The sequence below is a fragment of the Tardiphaga sp. OK246 genome, assembly GCF_900188215.1.
In the GTDB taxonomy this organism is placed as follows: Bacteria; Pseudomonadota; Alphaproteobacteria; order Rhizobiales; family Xanthobacteraceae; genus Tardiphaga; species Tardiphaga robiniae.
On record NZ_FZOX01000003.1, the window covers coordinates 138,273 to 157,075 of the forward strand.

General features: G+C 57.5%; 13 protein-coding genes and 2 pseudogenes. 4 read left to right on the forward strand and 11 right to left on the reverse strand.

Annotated elements, in window-relative coordinates; translation table 11 throughout:
• Window positions 1-20 precede the first annotated feature (20 nt).
• The 4 genes from CHC01_RS13580 to CHC01_RS33075 form a co-directional block, all read right to left on the reverse strand.
• Complete coding sequence (locus CHC01_RS13580; protein ID WP_089264843.1) at window positions 21-1,271, reverse strand: efflux RND transporter periplasmic adaptor subunit; 1,251 nt, start codon at window positions 1,269-1,271, stop codon at window positions 21-23.
• Window positions 1,272-2,127: 856 nt separating this feature from the next.
• Window positions 2,128-2,475, reverse strand: coding sequence for a DJ-1/PfpI family protein (locus tag CHC01_RS13585; RefSeq protein ID WP_089264844.1), 348 nt, complete (start codon window positions 2,473-2,475; stop codon window positions 2,128-2,130).
• A 279-nt stretch (window positions 2,476-2,754) separates the two neighbouring features.
• Window positions 2,755-3,495: an SDR family NAD(P)-dependent oxidoreductase gene (locus tag CHC01_RS13590; protein ID WP_089264845.1), complete on the reverse strand. Its 741-nt coding sequence runs from the start codon at window positions 3,493-3,495 to the stop codon at window positions 2,755-2,757.
• A gap of 1,092 nt (window positions 3,496-4,587) precedes the next feature.
• On the reverse strand, window positions 4,588-4,926 hold the full coding sequence (locus CHC01_RS33075) for an NO-inducible flavohemoprotein (RefSeq protein WP_244558355.1): 339 nt from the start codon (window positions 4,924-4,926) through the stop codon (window positions 4,588-4,590).
• Window positions 4,927-5,457: 531 nt separating this feature from the next.
• On the opposite strand from CHC01_RS33075, the gene CHC01_RS13605 reads away from it, so the two are divergent.
• The gene (locus tag CHC01_RS13605; RefSeq protein ID WP_089264847.1) at window positions 5,458-6,057 is read left to right on the forward strand and encodes a cytochrome c oxidase assembly protein; all 600 of its coding nucleotides are present in this window, start codon (window positions 5,458-5,460) and stop codon (window positions 6,055-6,057) included.
• Window positions 6,058-6,211: 154 nt separating this feature from the next.
• On the opposite strand, the pseudogene CHC01_RS33495 reads toward CHC01_RS13605, so the two are convergent.
• A pseudogene (locus CHC01_RS33495) lies at window positions 6,212-6,798 on the reverse strand (SCO family protein).
• Window positions 6,799-8,055: 1,257 nt separating this feature from the next.
• Here CHC01_RS33495 and CHC01_RS13620 point away from each other — a divergent pair.
• Complete coding sequence (locus tag CHC01_RS13620) at window positions 8,056-9,732, forward strand: hypothetical protein (protein ID WP_089264848.1); 1,677 nt, start codon at window positions 8,056-8,058, stop codon at window positions 9,730-9,732.
• A 40-nt stretch (window positions 9,733-9,772) separates the two neighbouring features.
• On the opposite strand, the gene CHC01_RS13625 is transcribed toward CHC01_RS13620, so the two are convergent.
• The 4 genes from CHC01_RS13625 to mobF form a co-directional block, all read right to left on the reverse strand.
• On the reverse strand, window positions 9,773-11,494 hold the full coding sequence (locus CHC01_RS13625; RefSeq protein ID WP_089264849.1) for a type IV secretion system DNA-binding domain-containing protein: 1,722 nt from the start codon (window positions 11,492-11,494) through the stop codon (window positions 9,773-9,775).
• Window positions 11,495-11,531: 37 nt separating this feature from the next.
• Window positions 11,532-12,011: a hypothetical protein gene (locus CHC01_RS13630; RefSeq protein WP_089264850.1), complete on the reverse strand. Its 480-nt coding sequence runs from the start codon at window positions 12,009-12,011 to the stop codon at window positions 11,532-11,534.
• Window positions 12,011-12,832 (reverse strand): nucleotide-binding protein, encoded by an 822-nt coding sequence (locus tag CHC01_RS13635; RefSeq protein ID WP_089264851.1) that lies wholly within the window; start codon window positions 12,830-12,832, stop codon window positions 12,011-12,013. The genes CHC01_RS13630 and CHC01_RS13635 overlap by 1 nt, the downstream gene beginning before the upstream one ends.
• A gap of 189 nt (window positions 12,833-13,021) precedes the next feature.
• Window positions 13,022-15,655: a MobF family relaxase gene (mobF, locus tag CHC01_RS13640; protein ID WP_089264852.1), complete on the reverse strand. Its 2,634-nt coding sequence runs from the start codon at window positions 15,653-15,655 to the stop codon at window positions 13,022-13,024.
• 191 nt (window positions 15,656-15,846) lie between these two features.
• Here mobF and CHC01_RS13645 point away from each other — a divergent pair, with 191 nt between their 5' ends.
• Window positions 15,847-16,233: a hypothetical protein gene (locus tag CHC01_RS13645; RefSeq protein ID WP_141137101.1), complete on the forward strand. Its 387-nt coding sequence runs from the start codon at window positions 15,847-15,849 to the stop codon at window positions 16,231-16,233.
• 455 nt (window positions 16,234-16,688) lie between these two features.
• Here CHC01_RS13645 and CHC01_RS13655 read toward each other — a convergent pair whose 3' ends face one another.
• Window positions 16,689-17,465, reverse strand: coding sequence for an HNH endonuclease (locus tag CHC01_RS13655; protein ID WP_089264855.1), 777 nt, complete (start codon window positions 17,463-17,465; stop codon window positions 16,689-16,691).
• Window positions 17,462-17,791, reverse strand: a complete 330-nt coding sequence (locus CHC01_RS13660; protein WP_210421672.1) for a hypothetical protein — start codon at window positions 17,789-17,791, stop codon at window positions 17,462-17,464. Before CHC01_RS13660 ends, CHC01_RS13655 begins: the two co-directional genes overlap by 4 nt.
• 379 nt (window positions 17,792-18,170) lie before the next feature.
• Between CHC01_RS13660 and CHC01_RS13665 the strand changes: the two are divergent.
• Window positions 18,171-18,662 (forward strand): annotated as a pseudogene (locus CHC01_RS13665) (efflux RND transporter permease subunit); the annotation flags it as partial.
• Window positions 18,663-18,803 lie beyond the last annotated feature (141 nt).

Consider the following 18,803-nt stretch of genomic DNA (forward strand, 5'->3'; position numbering starts at 1 on the left):
TGACTGTCTACGGAGGTTGTTCAGCGCGCGAAGGTAACTTCGCCGCTTGTGGCGAGCACCGGGGCCTTCGGCGCGGAGGTGATCGGAGCGATCTCTCCTGGCTTCGTTGCCACTTGCGCGCCTGGCACGGCCGAGAGTATCCCCCCGATGATGACGCGGTCGTTGCCGTCTAGGCCGCTCCTGACGATCCGAAGTCCGTCTACCACCGCTCCGAGTTGGACGGGTTTGGCGACGACGGTCCCGTCGGCGCCGACAGTCAGCACCGTCTTGCGGGCCTGATCCGTCTGCACGGCTGAATCGGGAACGAGCAGTGCGGTCGACGCCGAGCCGTTCGCAAGGCGCATGTTTCCAAACATCCCAGGTGTCAGGAAAAAGTCAGAATTTTTGAGCACCGCGCGCGCCCGGATCGTTCCGGATCGCGGGTCAAGCCCAGTATCGATGAAGTCGAGCTGCCCGCTCCAAAGATATTCCGCTTCGTCCTGAAGGCGCACCTCGACGCGTGATGACTCCGCGCCGGTCTGTTGAGCGCGCTTGGTCTTCAGGAATACCGCTTCGGAAGCATCGAAGTTGAAGTAGATCGGATCCAGTGCGTTGACCGTCGTGAGCAGGGTGCTGCTGCCGCCGTCACCTGCCATGACAAGATTGCCTGGGTCGACGCGGCGATCGGACACGCGACCTTCGATAGGCGCCCGGACATCAGTGAATTCCATGTCGAGGGATCGGGATTGCACCCGCGCTTCCGCAGCGGCGACCGATGCGACAGCAGCCTGCATTTTCGCGCGGCGTCGGTCGACCTCGCTTTTCGAGATCGCTGCGTCGCTGAGTTGATCAGCTCGCGCGACGTCGGTTCGAGCCAGCGAGAGATCGCTCCTCGCGCTTTCCAGGCCAGCCTGCGCCTCGGCCAATGCGGCCTCGAAAGGACGCTTGTCGATGGTGAATAACAATTGCCCCTGCTTCACGATCGCGCCGTCCGTGAAATGAAGCGAAGTGATCTGGCCCGAGACACGCGGGCGAACATCGACGCTCTTGCTCGGCGCGAAACGGCCGACATAGGCGTCCCATTCGTTAACTGTGCGCGACATCGGCGCAGCAATTGACACCGTAGGTGGGGGCGAAGCCGCAACTGCGGTCTTGGGGCCGCGACCAAGGAGCATGTAAGCGACGGGCATTCCCACAACAGCAAGAGCCGTGAATGCGGTTAAAATCTTGCGACCGCTGCGGCTGTTCGATGATGTCTGTGTCTCGAGGTTTTGCGTGAATGCACTCATCATCGTTGTGTCTCTCGTATCGGACCGATTGAATGGAGGAGCGTCGCCAATCTCTGACGGCGTTGTTCATAGTTGCCATGGCTGGCGGACTTGTTCGAATGGACATGCGAAATCTGCACTCGAAACGCCGTTGGCAGGTCGTCTACGCTGGCCGGCGCGCGATTTCGCATTTTGATCGGGATCGACATTTCTGTTGGCTGCTATGGCAATCGACGCGATCGATTCTTTTCACAAATGTGAGCGAACGCGCGACCACTCGGCAGATAGGGGAGCAGTCATGCTTCCAACATCGGGATTTCGTTTTCGTAACATGCGAGAACAATCGATCGCCGCGCTGCACAAGTCCATGACAGAGATACCTCGAATTCCGCCACTACAAGACTCGTGGACCGGTGCGTCTCCACGATGTGCCGGACAACGTCCGGATGCGCCTAGTCGCACGTTAAGGTTTTTAAATCACCTACTCGCCGACGGAGCGAGCACCGACCGCATGATCGGCTCGTCGATCGCCGCAATCGAACGGACGCAAAGTGGCCGCGTCGTGCATGCGTTCATCGGACGATACGTCAGGTAAGCGATGCGAAGATCGGACACGACACGGACAACCAGATCGATACGCAACATCTGATTGCTCCCGCCATGTCGATGACGAGCAACACCGTGCCGATGAGCAACGTTTTCCTGCGAGAGCGGAGTGCCGCCTTTTGGAGTCGCATTGCTGCTACTTTGGTGCTTCTCCAAAGTGTTCGAGAGACGAAGATGGCCTAGAAATCTCTACGATCATCAAGCTCAATTACGGAATTCGAATAAGCGAGGTTCGACAGAATATCGAGGCTAAACATCCCTCAAATCTCGACATTCATTGCTTCTGGACCGCCTCGGAGCGCTCCGCGCCGGCTTCGGCGGGCGTCCCGTTTCTGAAGGGCGGAGTTGGAGAATATTCCATGAATAGCTGCACGTATCGCGCGGAATCCTCGCCTTTCAGTAATGCAGCAAGAGTAAGCCCGAAATCCGGTCCTGCCGTGACTCCGCCGCCGGTGAGGCGATTGCGTTCGTGTACGACCCGCCGATCGACGTACTTCGCGCCCGTCATCGGAAGCAAGTCCGCCACGGGCCAATACGCCGTCGCTTCGTGACCTCGGAGCAAGCCTGCGGCTCCGATTAGCAATCCACCACCCAACACCGAAAGCGTGTCCGCGAATGCCATGCCAGAAAAGGCGGGTTGCCGCGGTTTGTTGGAGATCCGACGCGGTCGGCACGCCGAGCAGGTTCGGCGCGGAAACCTGGGATAGACGGTCGATGTTCGAGGGAAACGCAGGAACGAATTGGACGAGACCCTGAGGTTCTGGTCCCAGACGGTGCCAGAAAGCGAGCGCGATCGTCCACGACCTTTCCGAAAGGCTATCTTGAGCTCTCACTCCTCGCACGGGACGTCCGATGCCGCTGGCGCATCATGGAAGGTGTCTGTGAGGAAATGATCCGGTGCTCAGGCGTTCATGCCGCCATCGATCGTGAGGCCGGTGCCGGTGATGTGCCTGCCCGCCGGGCCCACGAGAAACGCCACCGACTTAGCGACGTCCTCCACAGCGCCGAACCTACCAAGCGCCATCTGAGCCCGCAAGCCTTCTGCACCTTCAGCTTCGGCGGGGTTCATGTCCGTGTCGGTCGGACCAGGGTGGACGAGATTAACCGTGATCCCGCGCGGACCCAATTCCCGCGCCAACCCCCTCGTGAAGGAGAGCAAGGCGGACTTCGACATCGAATAGACCACTACATTCGCGATGGCGACACGTTCCGCGAGACACGAGCCGACCGAGACGATGCGGCCGCCGTCACTCAGCAGAGGAATGGCTGCTTTCGTCGCCAGCACCGTGGCCCGCACATTCACTGCGAGCAATTCGTCGATCAGCTCCGTCGGCATCTCGGCGAGAGGCCCGTAGTGAAGGACGCCCGCATTGTTGACGAGAATGTCCAAGCCACCGAGCTGGTCTGCCGCAATGTCGATGGATCGCGATACCGCTTGCGCGTCGGCGCTGTCTGCTTGAGCAGCAAGCGCCCTCCGACCCAACCCCTGAATGGTCCTCACGACTTCATCGGCGCGATCGACCGAATTTTTATAGGTGATCGCGACGTCTGCGCCACGTCGCGCTAGTTCGACCGCGATGGCAGCTCCGATTCCTCTGGCGGCACCGGTGACAAGAGCTTTCTTGCCGGCGAGATCTTGCATAAACGAAGTCCTTTACCAAGCGCCTTAGGCTGCCTTGTCGCCATCGGTGGGTATCCAGCAACAACCGATCGGCATGCGTGAGAACGAACCAGTTGATGACCCAGCTGACTCACATATTCTCCGACCGAATAGGAGGACGTATCTCCCTCGTTTCAAGACAAGTAGAGGGGCCACAACGGCCTATCGTTACGCACCATCAAATGCGGCGAGGGACCGAGGCGTTACGTCACGCGAACGCCTCGACTTTTCTATCACGCCACTAGTAGCTCGTCGGCCAGGCCGAAAGATTCATATTGGATGCGATTGGCCTGCTGCACACCGTGAAAGGCAAGCCCGCTCACGAAGGTGCGGAGGAAAGGCTTCGGACCGCATAGAAGCACGTCCGCCTCCAACAACGGCGTATGTTCTGCCAGCCGGTTGACGGAATAACTCCCTCGCCGAGGTGCATTTCGCCGAGTATGTCAGTAATCAAGGGCTCGTGCTGTAACAAGTCGTCACTTTGACGTTCGAAGCCTGTGAAGCGCGTGTGGGTACATGCACACATCCATCGCGTGCGTGTCGCTGCTGATATTGCAGTGAATGTAGTAGGCTTCGCGACTTGAGTGCTCGCGCGCGATCGTCTCCGCCATGCTTCATTGGCGCGAGTTCAACACCGCCAGACAACATGATAAATAGCCGTGCCTGGGTTTGGGGAGGGAGAAATCGCTCGACGGCGGTGTCGTTTCCGGAACCGTTCCTACTTGCACCTCGTTATGCGGGAAGCGAGATCCGCCATTCCATCCGCTTCGCGCTTGACTGAGATGCGATAGAATTTGCCATTTGGTGCGCATGAAATTGAGTAATTCCGTTACAGCTCCTCCTGCACCGACGGTCGAAGGCGGAACGTGAGATATTGCTCAGATTTGTGCCGCAGTACCGCACCGCGATCTTCAGGACGAAGCACGAGTGAGTGATCATGCTGCTTTCGCGGATCTTTTCAGCAACTCTTAATCGTCGCCAGCCGCTCCAGCTGCCATCGGGCATTCTGATGTCATCGCAAAGTACCGCTTCCCTCGCTTTCAGTATCTCGGCCAGGAACCAGTATGCTCCGGTTCACGCAACGATCGCCTCGTCATTCGCGGTGTCTCCCAAGACCTGTCGAAGCTCTGGAGGAATGTGGAGACCGGTGTGTTTGTGCGCGATGCGCTCGACGGTCGGAGCGAGCGCATCGAGCGTCTTGGGGTTCCTTGCGTAAGCCACGATCGCGGTCGCCAGCTCGCCCACCTGCGCGCCGCTTTCGCCAAGATCTGCACGATTAAAAAGCGCCCGGATGTGATAGTCTTCCTTAAGAAGCTCATACATGATTTTCGTGATCTTAGGCCCATGTCGCTGCAGTGCGGGCACGGTAGATTTCACGATCGCGGTCACTGTTGGGCTCAGCGGTTTAGGCATTGCCTTCAATCTCCTATCGAACTTGTTCGAGCCGCCTTTCTGCGACCGACAAGTACTCCTCTCACAGCGGCGCTCCGAAACAAATTGTGCAGATTAACCGCTGAAACGATGCATTCTGGGCTTAAGCTCTCCCAAATACACTCGACTGCTGCGTTCAAACGCCCCCACAGCGTGCAGTAATGGCTTCTTCCTTGTTCGCCGATATGACGCGAAGTCGTAGCATCCCTCGCATACGGACTTTGCTCGGTTATGAAGCGCTGTCACATTGCGATCATTGTACCCGTCACCTACCATGCGGGAAGTTCGGATACGTCATCTTGCTGATGACGTCGTAGTCGAAAGAATAAATGCTATGAGCGATATCACCGGCCGACAATGGGCGCAGAGGCAACCCAAGCGGTCCGTTTGGACAGCTCTCATGATCTTAGCCGCCGTCTTGATTATCTCGCAGTCACTTTGCAGAAGGGCCATCCGTAATCATGAGGCCGCTGTGAACGTAGCAAACATGTTTGCAGTCGATGGGAGAAAGCGATGAGCAAAGAAAGCCACGGAAAGCTCGGGAGAGACACTGTCGTCGCGTCCATCTGTGGCGTAGCCGTCGCGGCGATGCTTGGAGCGTCGTACGCGGCGGTGCCCTTGTATAATTGGTTCTGCCGCGCCACGGGTTTCGGCGGGACAACGCAAGTGGCGACCGCGGTTCCCGCAAACGAACCGCTTGGCCGAAAAATCGCCGTACGGTTCGATTCAAACGTAGGACCTGGGCTGCCGTGGAAGTTCGTGCCTGAGCAACGTGAGATCGATGTTCGTATCGGCGAGGTGGTCACGGTCTTCTACACAGTAACCAATCTTTCCGCTCGCATGACCACTGCTCTTGCATCCTACAACGTCGCACCAATGACGACGGGAGCATATTTCCAGAAGATCAACTGTTTCTGCTTTACCGATCAGACGCTCGCTCCTGGTGAAAAGCGCGAGATGCCGGTTGTGTTCTACGTCGACCCGGCGTTACTCCAAGACAAGGAAACGGCAAATCTCAAGTCCATCACGTTGTCCTATACATTCCACTTGCAGCGAGATCCTCCGAAATCCACGGCCGCGAGCGCAATTGAAAAATCTAAGAGCAACCTGTGATCGGCGATCGAGAGCCTTCCGATCGATTAAAGCACGACAAAGCTTCTCGTGGAGCCGCGGGGCCTATTGGTTTCTTCGTGTTCCAAAAACAGCTCATGGTGTTCCAAGCTCGTTCCTATCGAAGACCTCACACGCTCGCAATAAAACGAATAAATTAGAGGTACCGACGCAAATCAAGCAGCGGATTCGTCCGCGCTTGGGCTTGATATTGAAGGACGACACGAACTTTCCGTCCTTACTCACGAGATAAATGAGAGTGGTATGGCATATCGTATAGTCGCCGTCCCTAGTTGGCCCTGTTTTGATGAGTACGCGGTATCCCGAAACAATTTCAGCGACCTTTTCGGGCGATCCAGTTAGGCTCTTTAGATGAGGATCCAATCTTGAAAGATCGTCTTTCATAACAGATGCCGTATCACGCTCCGGATCTACTGACCAAAGAAGGCATTCAAACGACTAGCGTCAGGACCGAGCGCGTTTGGTATTTCCGAAATTTACAGCGATGTGGGACAGATGTCCGGGCAGTGCGTAAATCCGAAGAAGATGAGAGTCGGCTTTCCGAGAATGCTTTTCTCGGTCACCATTTCTCGGACTTATCCAAAACTCGGAAAGGCCACCGATCTCGGCTTGTGCAGCGACGCTGCTTATCCCGCCGGACAACGAGACTACTAGGACGGCACCGAAAGACACGATTGCTAAGAATGCTGCGATCAACGTGATCGGGAAGAGCTTGGCCTTCATAGCTGATCTCCAACTGTTGAGCGCCAGCCAACCGATGAAACTCGCCCCGAGCGACTGGAAAGATCTACTGCACTTTCAGTCCCTATCTCAAAGCCTTACCCGCATCAATTTCAGACATCTCAGCGTTTAAAGGAGGTCGCATGGCCGTAGATCGTCGGCGAACCCCAATCCAATTGAGCGATGTACCGGACCTACTGTATATCAAGACAGCCTTGGCTTTGCAGCCACGACCAACCCACAGAATCTATCAACCTTTTCTGTTCTGATCGGCTCCTAATCGGCACTATCGTCAGCAAGCGCGGATCACCGTACTGGAGACCTCAACCGCGAAACCATAGTCACTCGCCACTCGTGATCTGGGGCCGAGTACACGCGGGGCGCAAGCGAGCAGATTAACAAGCACAAGCGATACGAGCGGAGCGCGCTCGATATCCCAATTTCTTCTGGATGCATCACAACATATTCACCACTTATGGTCACCAATGAGTACGTAAGTAGCGACTGTTGCTAGTCGGGCCACAGTTGCGCGATGCGTTGAGATAATCGATTTCAAGGCAAGTGAAGAAGTAAAATGCGCTCGTTTCCACTTGGAGAGTACATTACTCTCAAGCTGAAACACCGCATTGAGATGCATAGGTGTGAGAAGAATAACCTGTACCTTCCTGTAGCAACACAGAGCATTTTGTATTCGCTTCAAATTGCTCGGTTCTGCTTCAAATTCTGGCAGGTTCCAGTCGCTAACCTGCCCTCATGGGAATTGATCCGAAATCTTGGGCGGAGACGTTTGCGGCTGAGCTCACGGTTGCAGGCGAGCGCGTGCCGTTCGACCGCGTATTGGCCCGCCATCTCGATACTGTAACGACGCTCCGGACGGAATCGGGTTTGACGTGGCGGAGCCTCTCTTCGCTTCTGTCTCGCGCCGGCGTTCGACGTGCGGACGGGCGTCTCATTTCTCTCGACCAAATCCGGGTTAGCTATGCCCGCTTGACCCGCGTAGCCTCGGCAAAGGACGCCCGAGCGGTTGCATCATCCTCCGAGCAACCAGGACGGTCGATCCCACAGGAAAAACCTTCTGAGCCACTCGCGAAGGCACGCACGCCGCGTCTCCGGCTACGTCCAGACAACACGGTTCGATCTGCGGCCGTGACAACTCGATTGCTTTCCAACATCGATGACGACGAAGTCTCCAGCGACGATATTGCTGTAGCTCTTGCGCGCCTTAACAAACTCCCGACCGGAAAATAGGGAATTCTTGAGATGACAGATGCCTATATGCCGGAAGAAGAACCGGCACCTCAGCCACGTCAGGGCGGCTTTGCGGCCCTCCAACGGCTGGCTCAGTTGCAAGACGAACGGCAGTTTGGAGATCCGTTTGAGTATCCAAAATTCGACTTACCTGCTCCTTCTGTAGAGCCCATCATATATCCGTCCGACCTGCGCTACTGCGTCACGGTTTATTACAATCCGGAAGTCTTTGCGGACGATGCCGCTGTGCATGCCCTTTATGATCGCATGGAGCGTGAATACGGCCACCGAGGGATTTATCTGAGCAAGCTGACAACGCGTTCGCTCGATTACAGGCGACTTTCGTCGTTTCCCGAGACCGAAGCGCGGTTCATGCGTCGAGGATACGTCACCGACGTCGAAGGGCGTCGTTTTGACCGGGGTGGCATTGCACGATCACGCTATGTCAGACGCAACATCGCAGGTCTGAACATGAATGCGATGATGATGGCGACGTTTCTCCAGAAAGCCCCCCTCAATATCGCGCACGCACGGCTCTCCGCGCCTGAGCGCTGGCAGCAAACCTGGCAAACAATGGCAGCAGTTCTCGGCAAAGAGACGGTTGGCCGCGATGAACGTGACGGGCGCCTGCTTCAGCCGTTCGAAGACAATGGTAACGATATGGATGACGATATTGTTGTCGATTCTCGTATCTACCCTTTGGTGGAGCATGGTCGTCTTCTGCTCGGTACACGCTCCACCACGGCGATCCGAAAGATCCATTGGGCGTATGCGACGAGCCCGAAATTTTCCTGGGACGGTGCACATGACCGCTTCGCTCGCGATGCCATGTTCGGCTGCCATCCGACCGAGGTCAAAAAGCAGATCACGTTTGAAGCCCGTTACGCCTATAGGTTATTTCAGCCACGGCTCATTCAGCCGGAAATCGGGTTTGTCGACATTACGCCACACATGATCTCGACCTGGTATAGCCAGGTGATCGCAGCCATTCGGAAGATCTGCTGGCTGGTTGAGACAGAAGAGGAACCATCACTGGCCGCTCATCGGCTACGTCAGGAACAACTGGTTCATGATCTTGTGCTCGGCGCAGATCGTATTCCGGATAATCGGACGACGTGGGATGATCTGCTGAGACAGCGAGAGGTAGAGCTCGAGGAGACTCTGCTGGAACAGGATGCGCCGGTCCATCTTGAGCGCACTTACTCGCATAAGATTCCATTTGGGGACGAGATTTTGGCCGGACTGATGGGCAGCACCTACGATTCGCATGATGAGCCAAATGAAAGCCCCTATTCCAACCCGGATATTTTCACGGCCAGCCTCGCGCGCTGGATCGGCAGCCTGAAGCGTAATCGCCAAGAAGTCCTGGATACCTGGACGGCCGACGCAATCCTGTCTTTCTGGCGCTACTCCCGGGATCAAGAATCCCTCCTCCTGAGTCAGTTTCCGCTGGAAACTTGGTGGCACCTGGTCGGGATTGCCGAGGCCATGGAAGCAAACTCATCCCTGCCACCTATTCCGGTGACCTACCGATGGACACGGGATCTCCTGCAACCTTACAAATGCAACGAAGAGGGCGACACGCTTGCGCTGGAAGGACCCCTGCTTGGCTTTCCAAGTCTGCAAGCTGAGCTGTGGCGCGAGAAGTCAAACACGATCCTGGCTCTCGGCGGTTTCGAAGCCCGATAGCGAAAGTGCCTTGGCGGCGTGCTGCCGCCACGGCACTTTCTCACGTCTGCGGCGGCCCGCTTTTAGAAACGTATTGCGTCCACTTAGCAGGGACAAAGCCTTCCCCGACCTTCTTCCAGACAGTTAGAGGCCAGTCGAAACGGTAGACGGCGCCGGAATAGTGGATCATGGCTCGGACATATTCCTTGCCTTCATCATTCTCGAAGACGCCGAGGTCACGCGTCAACTGCACCGCCGAGACGACCGGAACCTTCTCCTCCCGCTTCAAGAACTTACGGACATCATCCTTGCCAGGATGTCGGTTGGGCACTGACCAGATGATGTCACGCTGGCCCATCGTCTTTTCCGCAAGCTCAGCACTCGGTCCTGCAACAAGGCCGGTGTAGATTTTCATCTGGAACATGTCCATCAGAAGCTCCGCCTCGTCGCCGTAGAGATCGTTGAGCTGATACTGGGTCTGGAGTGCTGCAACACACACCAATCCTTTTTCACGGCCTACCGACAGTGAACGCGCCAGATCCTCGACGCGGCCCAAGGAGTACATCTCGTCCAGCACCAGGTTGACGCGCCGGTTCGGGTCGATATGCATGGACGGATCGGACATTGCGGTACAGATGCGGCGCAGAATGCCGCCACACACCGTGGTGGACATCTCAGCGAAGTTGGGCGATGTCTGAACGATCAGGATCCTCGACAAGAGGCCGTCATCCCGCAACCACGCCTTGATGGAAAAGCGCTTCTCGGGCGGTATATTGGCCCAGGCATAAGCCATCGGCCGCAGTGCATAAGTCGCTGCCGAAAACAGTGTCGACATGATGCTCTTAACGGTCCGATCAAGCGCATCACTGTCGTCGCCCTGCCCAAACAAAGGACTGACGTTGAGGTCGATCTGCGAGATCTGCGCGCGTAGTTTCTGGGGATCGCCGTACAACGCGAGCAGTAGATCACCAGGGCTCCAGCTTGTTCCTCTCTCTGCATTCATGGCCGAGATGGTGTCGGCGAGTATAAGGCGCGCCGAGTCCGACCAGAACGGCTGATCGGATGCGGGGATGACGTCCTTGGCAAATTCGGCTGCAGCAGCCGGCCCGTCGATATCCGCCGCAATGTCCCAAGCCCACCCGTTGCGATGGGCTGGCGAGATCAGGATGACGTCGTTCAAATCGAAGGATTGTGTTACATCGCCCTTGTTGCAATGGAGACCAACGAGGTCGCCACGCCGGATCATTTGATCCGCATGTGCCCGGACAATGTTGGACTTGCCGTGCCCGCTCGCGCCGACAACCATGATGTTGCGCGTTTCCAGCCGGAACGGCATGTTCAGATGCGGGGCAAGCCAAATACCATCACCAGCGCGGCGACCGGCTTCGCGTTCGAAACGCGCGCGCAGCTTGAGGCGCGCATCCTCATCATAGTAGATGCGTCCATCGGCAGGGTTCGGCGTGTCGAAGGGCTCGATCAGAGGAGCCTGTACCCACGCATCGTATGCAGCATAAGCCCCTGCCGCGATGCTGCTGGCAATTGTGGCGATAAGCACGATCCAACGCTCCTGCAACAACGAGAGAGACTTTCGATAGTCAAGCAACCGCGTCACGCCGCTTATCCAGCGGTTTGCAACAAAAAAATCGGCACGCGGTGGCGCGACCAGTACAAACAGCATGCAGGCGAACATTGCGAGCAGCGTCACCGTCACGCCGGTGTAGACGGCCTGCGCCTTCATCGGACGGGGGGTGAGACCGGGATCTGTTGCGAGTAGGTCAGTCATAGCGCATGCCTTTTTTGAGAAGAAGTGAGAGCTGTGGTTAGTGCTGGAATACTGTGACGGCGAGGAGCAGGAACGCCGTGGCTGCCATTAAGCCGCGGACCATGGCGCCCTTTGTAATCGACCAGCGGTCACGCTCACGGTCGATCCAGTCCATCTCGGTCGTGATGATCGGCTTAGCGACTTTCGCTGACTTAGCAGACGTTGAGTTGCCGCTCACCGGCTGGGCTCGCTTCCATTTCTTGACCGCCTTGGTGATAGGCGCCGTCATGACCGTGCGATCTGGAGCGTGCGGTAATAGTTCGCCGAGCAGTCGTCTCGCGAAGTATTTTTCCCCGGCCTGCCCCCATTTGCGTACCCGGGCGGGGTCGACCGGAACGCCCGAAGCCACGACCTCGGTGACGGCGGCATCGATCTGGCGGATAATCTCCTCGTTGCCTTCATCGATGATGCTTCGCAGGCTCGGGATCAAAATCGAGCGTTTGCCCGGGCGGCCGCCATCTTTTGTCGGAGCCGCCATTACACGCCTCCCTTGGGCAGAGCGATCAACTGCGACAGTGCGGCGTGCATCTTCGCGAAATACACAGCGACTGCCCGCCGCGCGATTTTGACATCTCCGACTTCCATCTGGAGGCGCTTTGCCCCCTCCCTCGGATCCATCGCGAGTGCGCGCAAAAATCGCAGGCCGGCATTTTCATACGGTTCCCAGAAATCGGACAAGATCGCCGGCATCGTGATGCAGGTGACATCCACCAGCAGCGGCTTGAGATCCTTCTCCCACTGCTGACGTGCAGGACCAGCGGCCCGCAATGAAGACAGCGCTCCACGCTCGAACTGGTTCTCGACGAGGACCAGCCGCGCACTCGGCACTGCCGCACGGAATCGGCGGATCGTCTCCGCAGCGGACGCAATTGCATCCGTCTCGGCCTGGACCAAAACGAACACGATCATCGGCAAATGCCAAGCGACGAGATCTTCGTCCATTTCGACGTCGGTCAGGAAGTTCGCGACATTCTCAACTTCGTCGGCACCGATATCGAAGAGCACAGACTTCTGGCTATCGATCGCCTGGCTGCAGGCGGTATGGAGCGGCGTGAATGCCTTGCGGACAAGCGCGGGATCGCCCATCAACAAGTCGGGATTGGGCCGCAAGTCGACGACCTTTGTCCCGAGTAACGAGGCGAGCCGTCGCTTGTCATCGGCCTGGAAAACGCTATATGCGTATCCATTCACGGCCAGCATATCCGCGATCGTGGCCATCAGGAACGTCTTTCCCGTCCCGCCTTTCTTTGACGTGGTGATACATGCAAGCGGCGGGTTAACAGGTGTCGTTGTGGTCATCTGTGGATCCTCACTTCGAGACGGCGCCAATCACCGACGTGATGTGAGAAAGCATGCTTCCGGGTCTGTGAGTTCAAGGCCGGAAAGTCCGCCAATTCACTCACTGAAAAATAGATCGAGTTTGAATAGAAACCCGATTAGCTATTCAACGAAGCCGAGCGAGCGCACGTTCATCTGCGCTCAAGCTAGCTATCGTCCCGGCATAGATCGCTGCTTTTGCTCGCGGATCCGTTCGCTCCTTCGTTCGACGTGACCGAACGCCAGCGTAGACGTCTTCAAGTTGGCACGGCCGATGCTGTTTGCGAGGAAGGTAAGGCGTTGCTGCTCGGTCGGAACACTCTTCGCGGCATTCAACTCCTGCGCGCCGGCAAGCTTGGCGGCGAGCAAATCCCCGTCGTAAAACACGCTTGTGTCGCCACGGGAGCGGCTCATGGCGACATAAGTGTCATGACGATCGAATCCGGTATCCAGAACGACAGTGGCGGTCTCTGCCGTCAGCCCCTGGCAACTGTAGGCCGTCACCGCGTAATTGTGACCAAGGCGAACATAACCCGACTTGTCCCGGAGCGCCGCGGTGGAGAACGCCACCTGCTTGCCATCGATCTGAGCCCTGACCTGGAGATTGCCATCATCGGCCTGGGTCACCTGCAGCACATGGCCGACCGTTCCGTTGATGACACCAGCGCCGATATTGTCCTGCCGGACACCGAAACGGATGTCGTCGCCGACAGCCAGCGCAAGCTGGAACGGACGTCCGGAAGCGTCGCCGGCCTTGACCACGAAGTCCGGGCCTTGCAAGAGACCTTCGTCTCTCCGGCGCTTGCGGAGTTCCGCGTTAAGCGCGCGAACGACCTTGTTAGATTTCGCGATCAGCAGATGTTTGTGACCCGGTAGCGCACGCTTCGCGGAGAGATGCTGATCCACAGCCGCAATCACAGTTGCCTCGCCGCCCGCGCAGGGCTGCAATCGGTCCCGTTGGTCATAGGCATCCAAGCCTTCGGCCGCGAGGCCAGCGGCAAATGACCGCGCGGCATCGCGGGCCCACTGCTCGCGCTGGCGGATAATCTTGTCAATGCGGTTGGGCTCGATGACGCTCGACAGGATTTTCAGTGCCGGTCCTGCAGAGATGGGCTGCAACTGTTGCGCGTCGCCGACGAGAACGACCTTCGCCCCAGCTTTTGCGGATGCTTGCAGCAACTCGTGCATACTGCGCGAACCGATCTGACCGCATTCGTCGATCAGAAGAACCGTGTTCTTGTCGAGGAGCGGTTGCCCTATCCTGATCCGCGCGAGCAGACTGTCGATCGCAAATGCTGGGACGTTCAGTTCTTCATTCAACATCCGGGCCGTACGCCAGGCAGTTGCACTCGCTAGGATTTTCTTATCTTTGTAGCAATTGACGACGATCTTCAACGCCGTCGTCTTGCCCGATCCGGCCGCGCCGGACACGATCGTTAGCGCGTCCGCGGACGTCGCAGCAAGTACGGCGCTACGCTGCTCGCCCGACAAACCTCGGCGGATACATTCCTGCTCGATAACGGCGGGATCCACGCCCGCCCATCGTCGCTTTGCCTCGCGTCGGCCGATTTTCAGAAGATCACGCTCAATGGCGACCATCTCCGGCGTGGAATAAAGGCCATGTCCGTAGATGTCGGAGCTCAACTCAAGAATCGCTTTCGACTCCAACAAACGATCCGTCTCGAATTCGATCCGATTTACATCGGCGCCGGTGCCGACCAGAGCACTTGCGATCGCAGCAAGTAGCGTGCGTCGTTCGAATACCGACTCATGCTCGGTGAGCTCGCGCGGAAGCGCCGCCAACCTTTCTTCGATGAGCTTCTTAGCCTCACGCTTGGTGCGCCGGCGACCCACCTTCAATATGACCGAAAGATCGGCGATTTCGATGCCCTGCTCGGCGGCCCGTTCGGCCCACATCTCAAAACGATCTTGCGTGACATCCGCCTTCGATAGACGGGTGGCGCGCCCAACCGCAGCAGCGAGTTGCTGAGCACTAGCGCTATCGACATCGTATTCTGCGAGCCGCCTCTCGATCTGGCTACGGCGCGCTGAGAAATAGCGAGCGGCGTGTTCGGCGATGACCGGATTGCCGTCGGGGTGGCGTAGCTCGAAAATGCCGTTCTTTCCGCTCACCTCGGTGCGAAATCCCAGCCGTTCGAGCCCAGATGACAGTGCGAGGTGATAGACGCTGCCGGCGACCATCTTGTGTGCGAACAGCGCGCGCCCGTCCAATGCCCCCCAGGAAATGCCATCGTCTGGCCCACGTCGCGGCCGCTCAGCAAGATTTGCGATACATAAATGTGTATGCAAATCCATATCGGAAAATAAACGACCATCCGCATGCGGCGCGGGCCGCGATTCACTGTGCTGGAAGGCCGCAACGATCAGTGACGCCTTTTCCAAGATTAGGCCATCTTTGCCGCGACGTGTGAATGCCGCTTCACGGATCAACGCCGCGACCACGGCCTCGCTCGCCTCCAGTTGCACATTCTCGATCGCCTTGCGCGTCGCAGGATCTGCAAGCGCATACAAAACGCTGACCGACTTTGGCGCACTCAGGGTAATGTCGTAACCCGACACGCGCCCTTTTCTGCCGCCATCGTTGGTCAGCAGCAACTTGCCGTCCGGCCCCAGCCCCTCGTGAACACGTTCAAACAAGCCTGCTTCGACCGTCTGACCGGCAACGATGCCAAGGGGGGACGACGAGCTCAGCCAGACCCCGTCGGGCTCTTGTCCAGAGAGATAGTATTCGGTCCGCCGCAGATAATAGCCGGCAGAAATGCCCTTCCCAATACTCGCAACCACGACAGCCTCCTCGAAAGGAGGTTGTTCTGCGCTGGTTTCGGGTCATGGATTTAAGGGAGTGAACCGGCCTTCTTCCGGCCCCTAAACTGGGGGGCCGATCCAGTCCTATTGGGTAAGGCGTGCTGCAAATGACGTTTCAACTTGAAGGTCATCGGTAGCACGCAAACGCAACCAGTAGAAGGAACGGACCCATGAAGTCCATCAAACTCCTCACCTCTCTCTGCCAGAGGCCTGACCTCGCCAACCAGTTGATCGGCGGTGCTATTGCCTCCGTGAGGCACATGCCCACACCGGTCAACGGCCAAATGATCCCGGCCAAGGTCGCGATCATGGATCATGATCTGGTGGTGGTCTCGCTCTTCGTCAAGATCGAAGACCGGGCCGCCGCCGAAGAGACGTACCGCCTCTACGATCTGGGGCGGATCGCTCTGCGGCCCGGCGCGATCGTGAACCTCTCGAACGGTCACACCCGTCTGGCTGTCTTGGGTGTCACGGGTGAGCGAGTGGGCGTCGAAGTCACTGCCGATCCCGGTGGTGACAGGCTGCGGCTCTCGTTCCGCAACGAGGCGATGGTCTAACGAGAAAGCCGGCGCGATCGCAATGATCGCGCCGGAAAATCGTCAATTCATTTTCAAAAAAGGTCTTCGTCACTTGCCGCCAACAATGCAGTTCGACGCGCGCCTTCACATCGGGGGGTCCGATCATACACGCGAGATTTCAAATTTTCTCGGATCGCATCACGTCCCATGGATCCAAGCGTTCTAGCGTTCGAACGGGCTGATACGCTGAGCGTGACGTTTCTAGACGTCATAGCGCTCGGATGACTCGATTTGAGCGATGATGGCCTTAGACATCTGCTCGATCGTATCGCGACCCCTGACACCGCAGCACGCGTAGCGCAACGTCTCGCGTATAATCGCGGATACGATGGTCGCTGGGATAGGGTCGAAGGTCTGGCGAATCACTTCGATGGAGGTGGAAGCGGTCAATTCATCCGGAGAAGATTGATCGGCATTTCTAGCGGTGCTTCAGACTATACATGTTTCCAGACGTATCTCCGATGATAGGCCAAATATCCCTTCTGCTCGTTACGAAGATCGATCTTCCGCACTTGAGTACCGTCAAGCGCATAACGCGCAGCTAGGTCTAAATGGGGCGAGAACAAAACGTTGCCATCGTCATTGAAAGACACCAGGCCTGCATCGAAAGCTGCGTCCCATAGCGCTGACAATAAAAGCCCGTTATGTACGTCGAGTCGCTGCGCATCGGTCGCACAGTCAGACCACGGCATCATATGGGAGGCTCTCAACAAAGCTGGGGTCGCAATGCCACTCAGCGGGCACATTCCGTTCCAGTATTGAATTAGCGCATCTCGAAATATGTTCTGCCCAATCCTAAATTTTTCAGCACGCTCGCCTTCGGTCTGGCCAATCCCCGCGACCGCCCTTTCATATTTTTCAAGAGGATAATCGGGCAAGCTCACCGATAAGCGATACACCGCCTGGACTCCGATATGTAGGTCATTAAGCGTAGCAAACAGGAAGGCTCCTGCATGGCCCCTGGCGCACGGGGTTGCTGGTTGGAAGTCTATCGTCCTAACTACGCTCGCCAACATCAGGGAAAGAAAGAACGGACCGGACGCATTCGAGGCGGCCAATCCGATCTCTCCTGGCGCGCTGGCCGATCGGAAAAAGATCCATCCACCGGCCTCTTCGGGACCGATGCGATAGCCATGCTCATTCGCGGCATCTCGCAGCTCAGAGAGAAGGACGAATGGATAAGCAGCGAGACGGCCTTCCGTGCGAGTCACAAGTCCACCCCAAGCAAGCGTTGCGCAGGCGGATCGCCATGCAGCTTGAGCTGCAGGTACGGACGTTCCCTGAACTCGGCTGGAGGCGCTGTCGTCGTCGTTACGATGTACTGAAACAGAGGCTTTCCACCCACACGCTCCAGCTCCTGACCGATATCGAAGAGCCTTCCATAGATTGACAAGCCAAGGTCGGCCTCACGGGGGCTGTCATGAAGCAGGAATGAAGGCACGCGAGTCGCGCCCTCAATGCTGACGCACATCGCTGCAAGGTCGAAAGCAAGGATCTTGAGCGAGTCGATCGCGGCCGTCCTGCGGTCTCCGCCCATGTCTACCGACAGATCAATACCATTCCCGGTAAGGATAATCCGTCCCCTTGCATCGTGCCCAACCAACCGTCGAATGATCGGGTCGAACTTCTCGCTTATGCGGCTAAAAGCACGGGCCTGTCTGTCGCGAAACGCGCCTATCCGTCTTTTCGAACGTTAGGAAAGATTCTGGGCTCTCGCGACGCTTCAATACAGAGATGGCGCCGTTCCCGGCGGGGACCCGGATGCGATGAGAGGCATCCTGGGTGTTAAACGGCATTGGACGCCGGGCAACAAGTCATTGCCTCTCGATTTTACTCTCATATCCCGCCAGAGCGAACTGGGTGGCCTTGGCGCGTACCTGTCATCGCTGCGGGATACGGTCTGATCGTCGAGGGTTATCATCTACGACTCGACCGATTTCGTAAACGCCACGATCGAGGCCGTCATTCACACCCTCGTCGAGGCGTTCGTCCTCGTCGCCCTGGTCGTATTCATCTTCCTCGGCAATCTCCGCGCCACGATCATTCCCATCGTGGCGGTGCGGTCAGCCTCATCGCCACCTTCGCGTTGCTGCTGGCCCTCGGCCATTCGGCGAACCCCGTGTCGCTGCTCGCGCTGGTCCTTGCGATCGGCATCGTCGCCGACGACGCGATCTTCGTCGTCGAGAACGTCGAACGCGTCACGGTAAAGGAGCCTGGCCTATGGTCGGCGCAGGCGACGAATCGGCTTCATTCCAGGCATATCAGGCGAACTATTCCGCCAGTTCGCCGTGACGATCAGTGTCGCGACGCTGATGTCCGCGATCAACGCACTGCCGCTGTCTCCTGCGCTTTGCGCCGTCATCCTGCGACAGGCCGGGCCGGAGCGCCGCCTGATGGGTTGGATAATCGAGCGACGTATGGTCGCACTTCAGGCGCATTAATCCATGAACGGGGCATGACGAGATGACATGGACATACAAGAGAAACTGAGCTGACCAAGCCTCAGGGCTTTGCATTCTGATTTGAGCTGTTTTTTACCTTAGTCGCGC

Excerpts from the sequence above, each read along its gene's own strand:
- CHC01_RS13580 (WP_089264843.1), bottom strand. The coding sequence starts at position 1,271 with ATGATGAGTGCATTCACGCAAAACCTCGAGACACAGACATCATCGAAC.
- CHC01_RS13585 (WP_089264844.1), bottom strand. The coding sequence starts at position 2,475 with ATGGCATTCGCGGACACGCTTTCGGTGTTGGGTGGTGGATTGCTAATC.
- CHC01_RS13590 (WP_089264845.1), bottom strand. The coding sequence starts at position 3,495 with ATGCAAGATCTCGCCGGCAAGAAAGCTCTTGTCACCGGTGCCGCCAGA.
- CHC01_RS33075 (WP_244558355.1), bottom strand. The coding sequence starts at position 4,926 with ATGCCTAAACCGCTGAGCCCAACAGTGACCGCGATCGTGAAATCTACC.
- CHC01_RS13605 (WP_089264847.1), top strand. The coding sequence starts at position 5,458 with ATGAGCAAAGAAAGCCACGGAAAGCTCGGGAGAGACACTGTCGTCGCG.
- CHC01_RS13620 (WP_089264848.1), top strand. The coding sequence starts at position 8,056 with ATGACAGATGCCTATATGCCGGAAGAAGAACCGGCACCTCAGCCACGT.
- CHC01_RS13625 (WP_089264849.1), bottom strand. The coding sequence starts at position 11,494 with ATGACTGACCTACTCGCAACAGATCCCGGTCTCACCCCCCGTCCGATG.
- CHC01_RS13630 (WP_089264850.1), bottom strand. The coding sequence starts at position 12,011 with ATGGCGGCTCCGACAAAAGATGGCGGCCGCCCGGGCAAACGCTCGATT.
- CHC01_RS13635 (WP_089264851.1), bottom strand. The coding sequence starts at position 12,832 with ATGACCACAACGACACCTGTTAACCCGCCGCTTGCATGTATCACCACG.
- CHC01_RS13645 (WP_141137101.1), top strand. The coding sequence starts at position 15,847 with ATGAAGTCCATCAAACTCCTCACCTCTCTCTGCCAGAGGCCTGACCTC.
- CHC01_RS13660 (WP_210421672.1), bottom strand. The coding sequence starts at position 17,791 with ATGGGCGGAGACCGCAGGACGGCCGCGATCGACTCGCTCAAGATCCTT.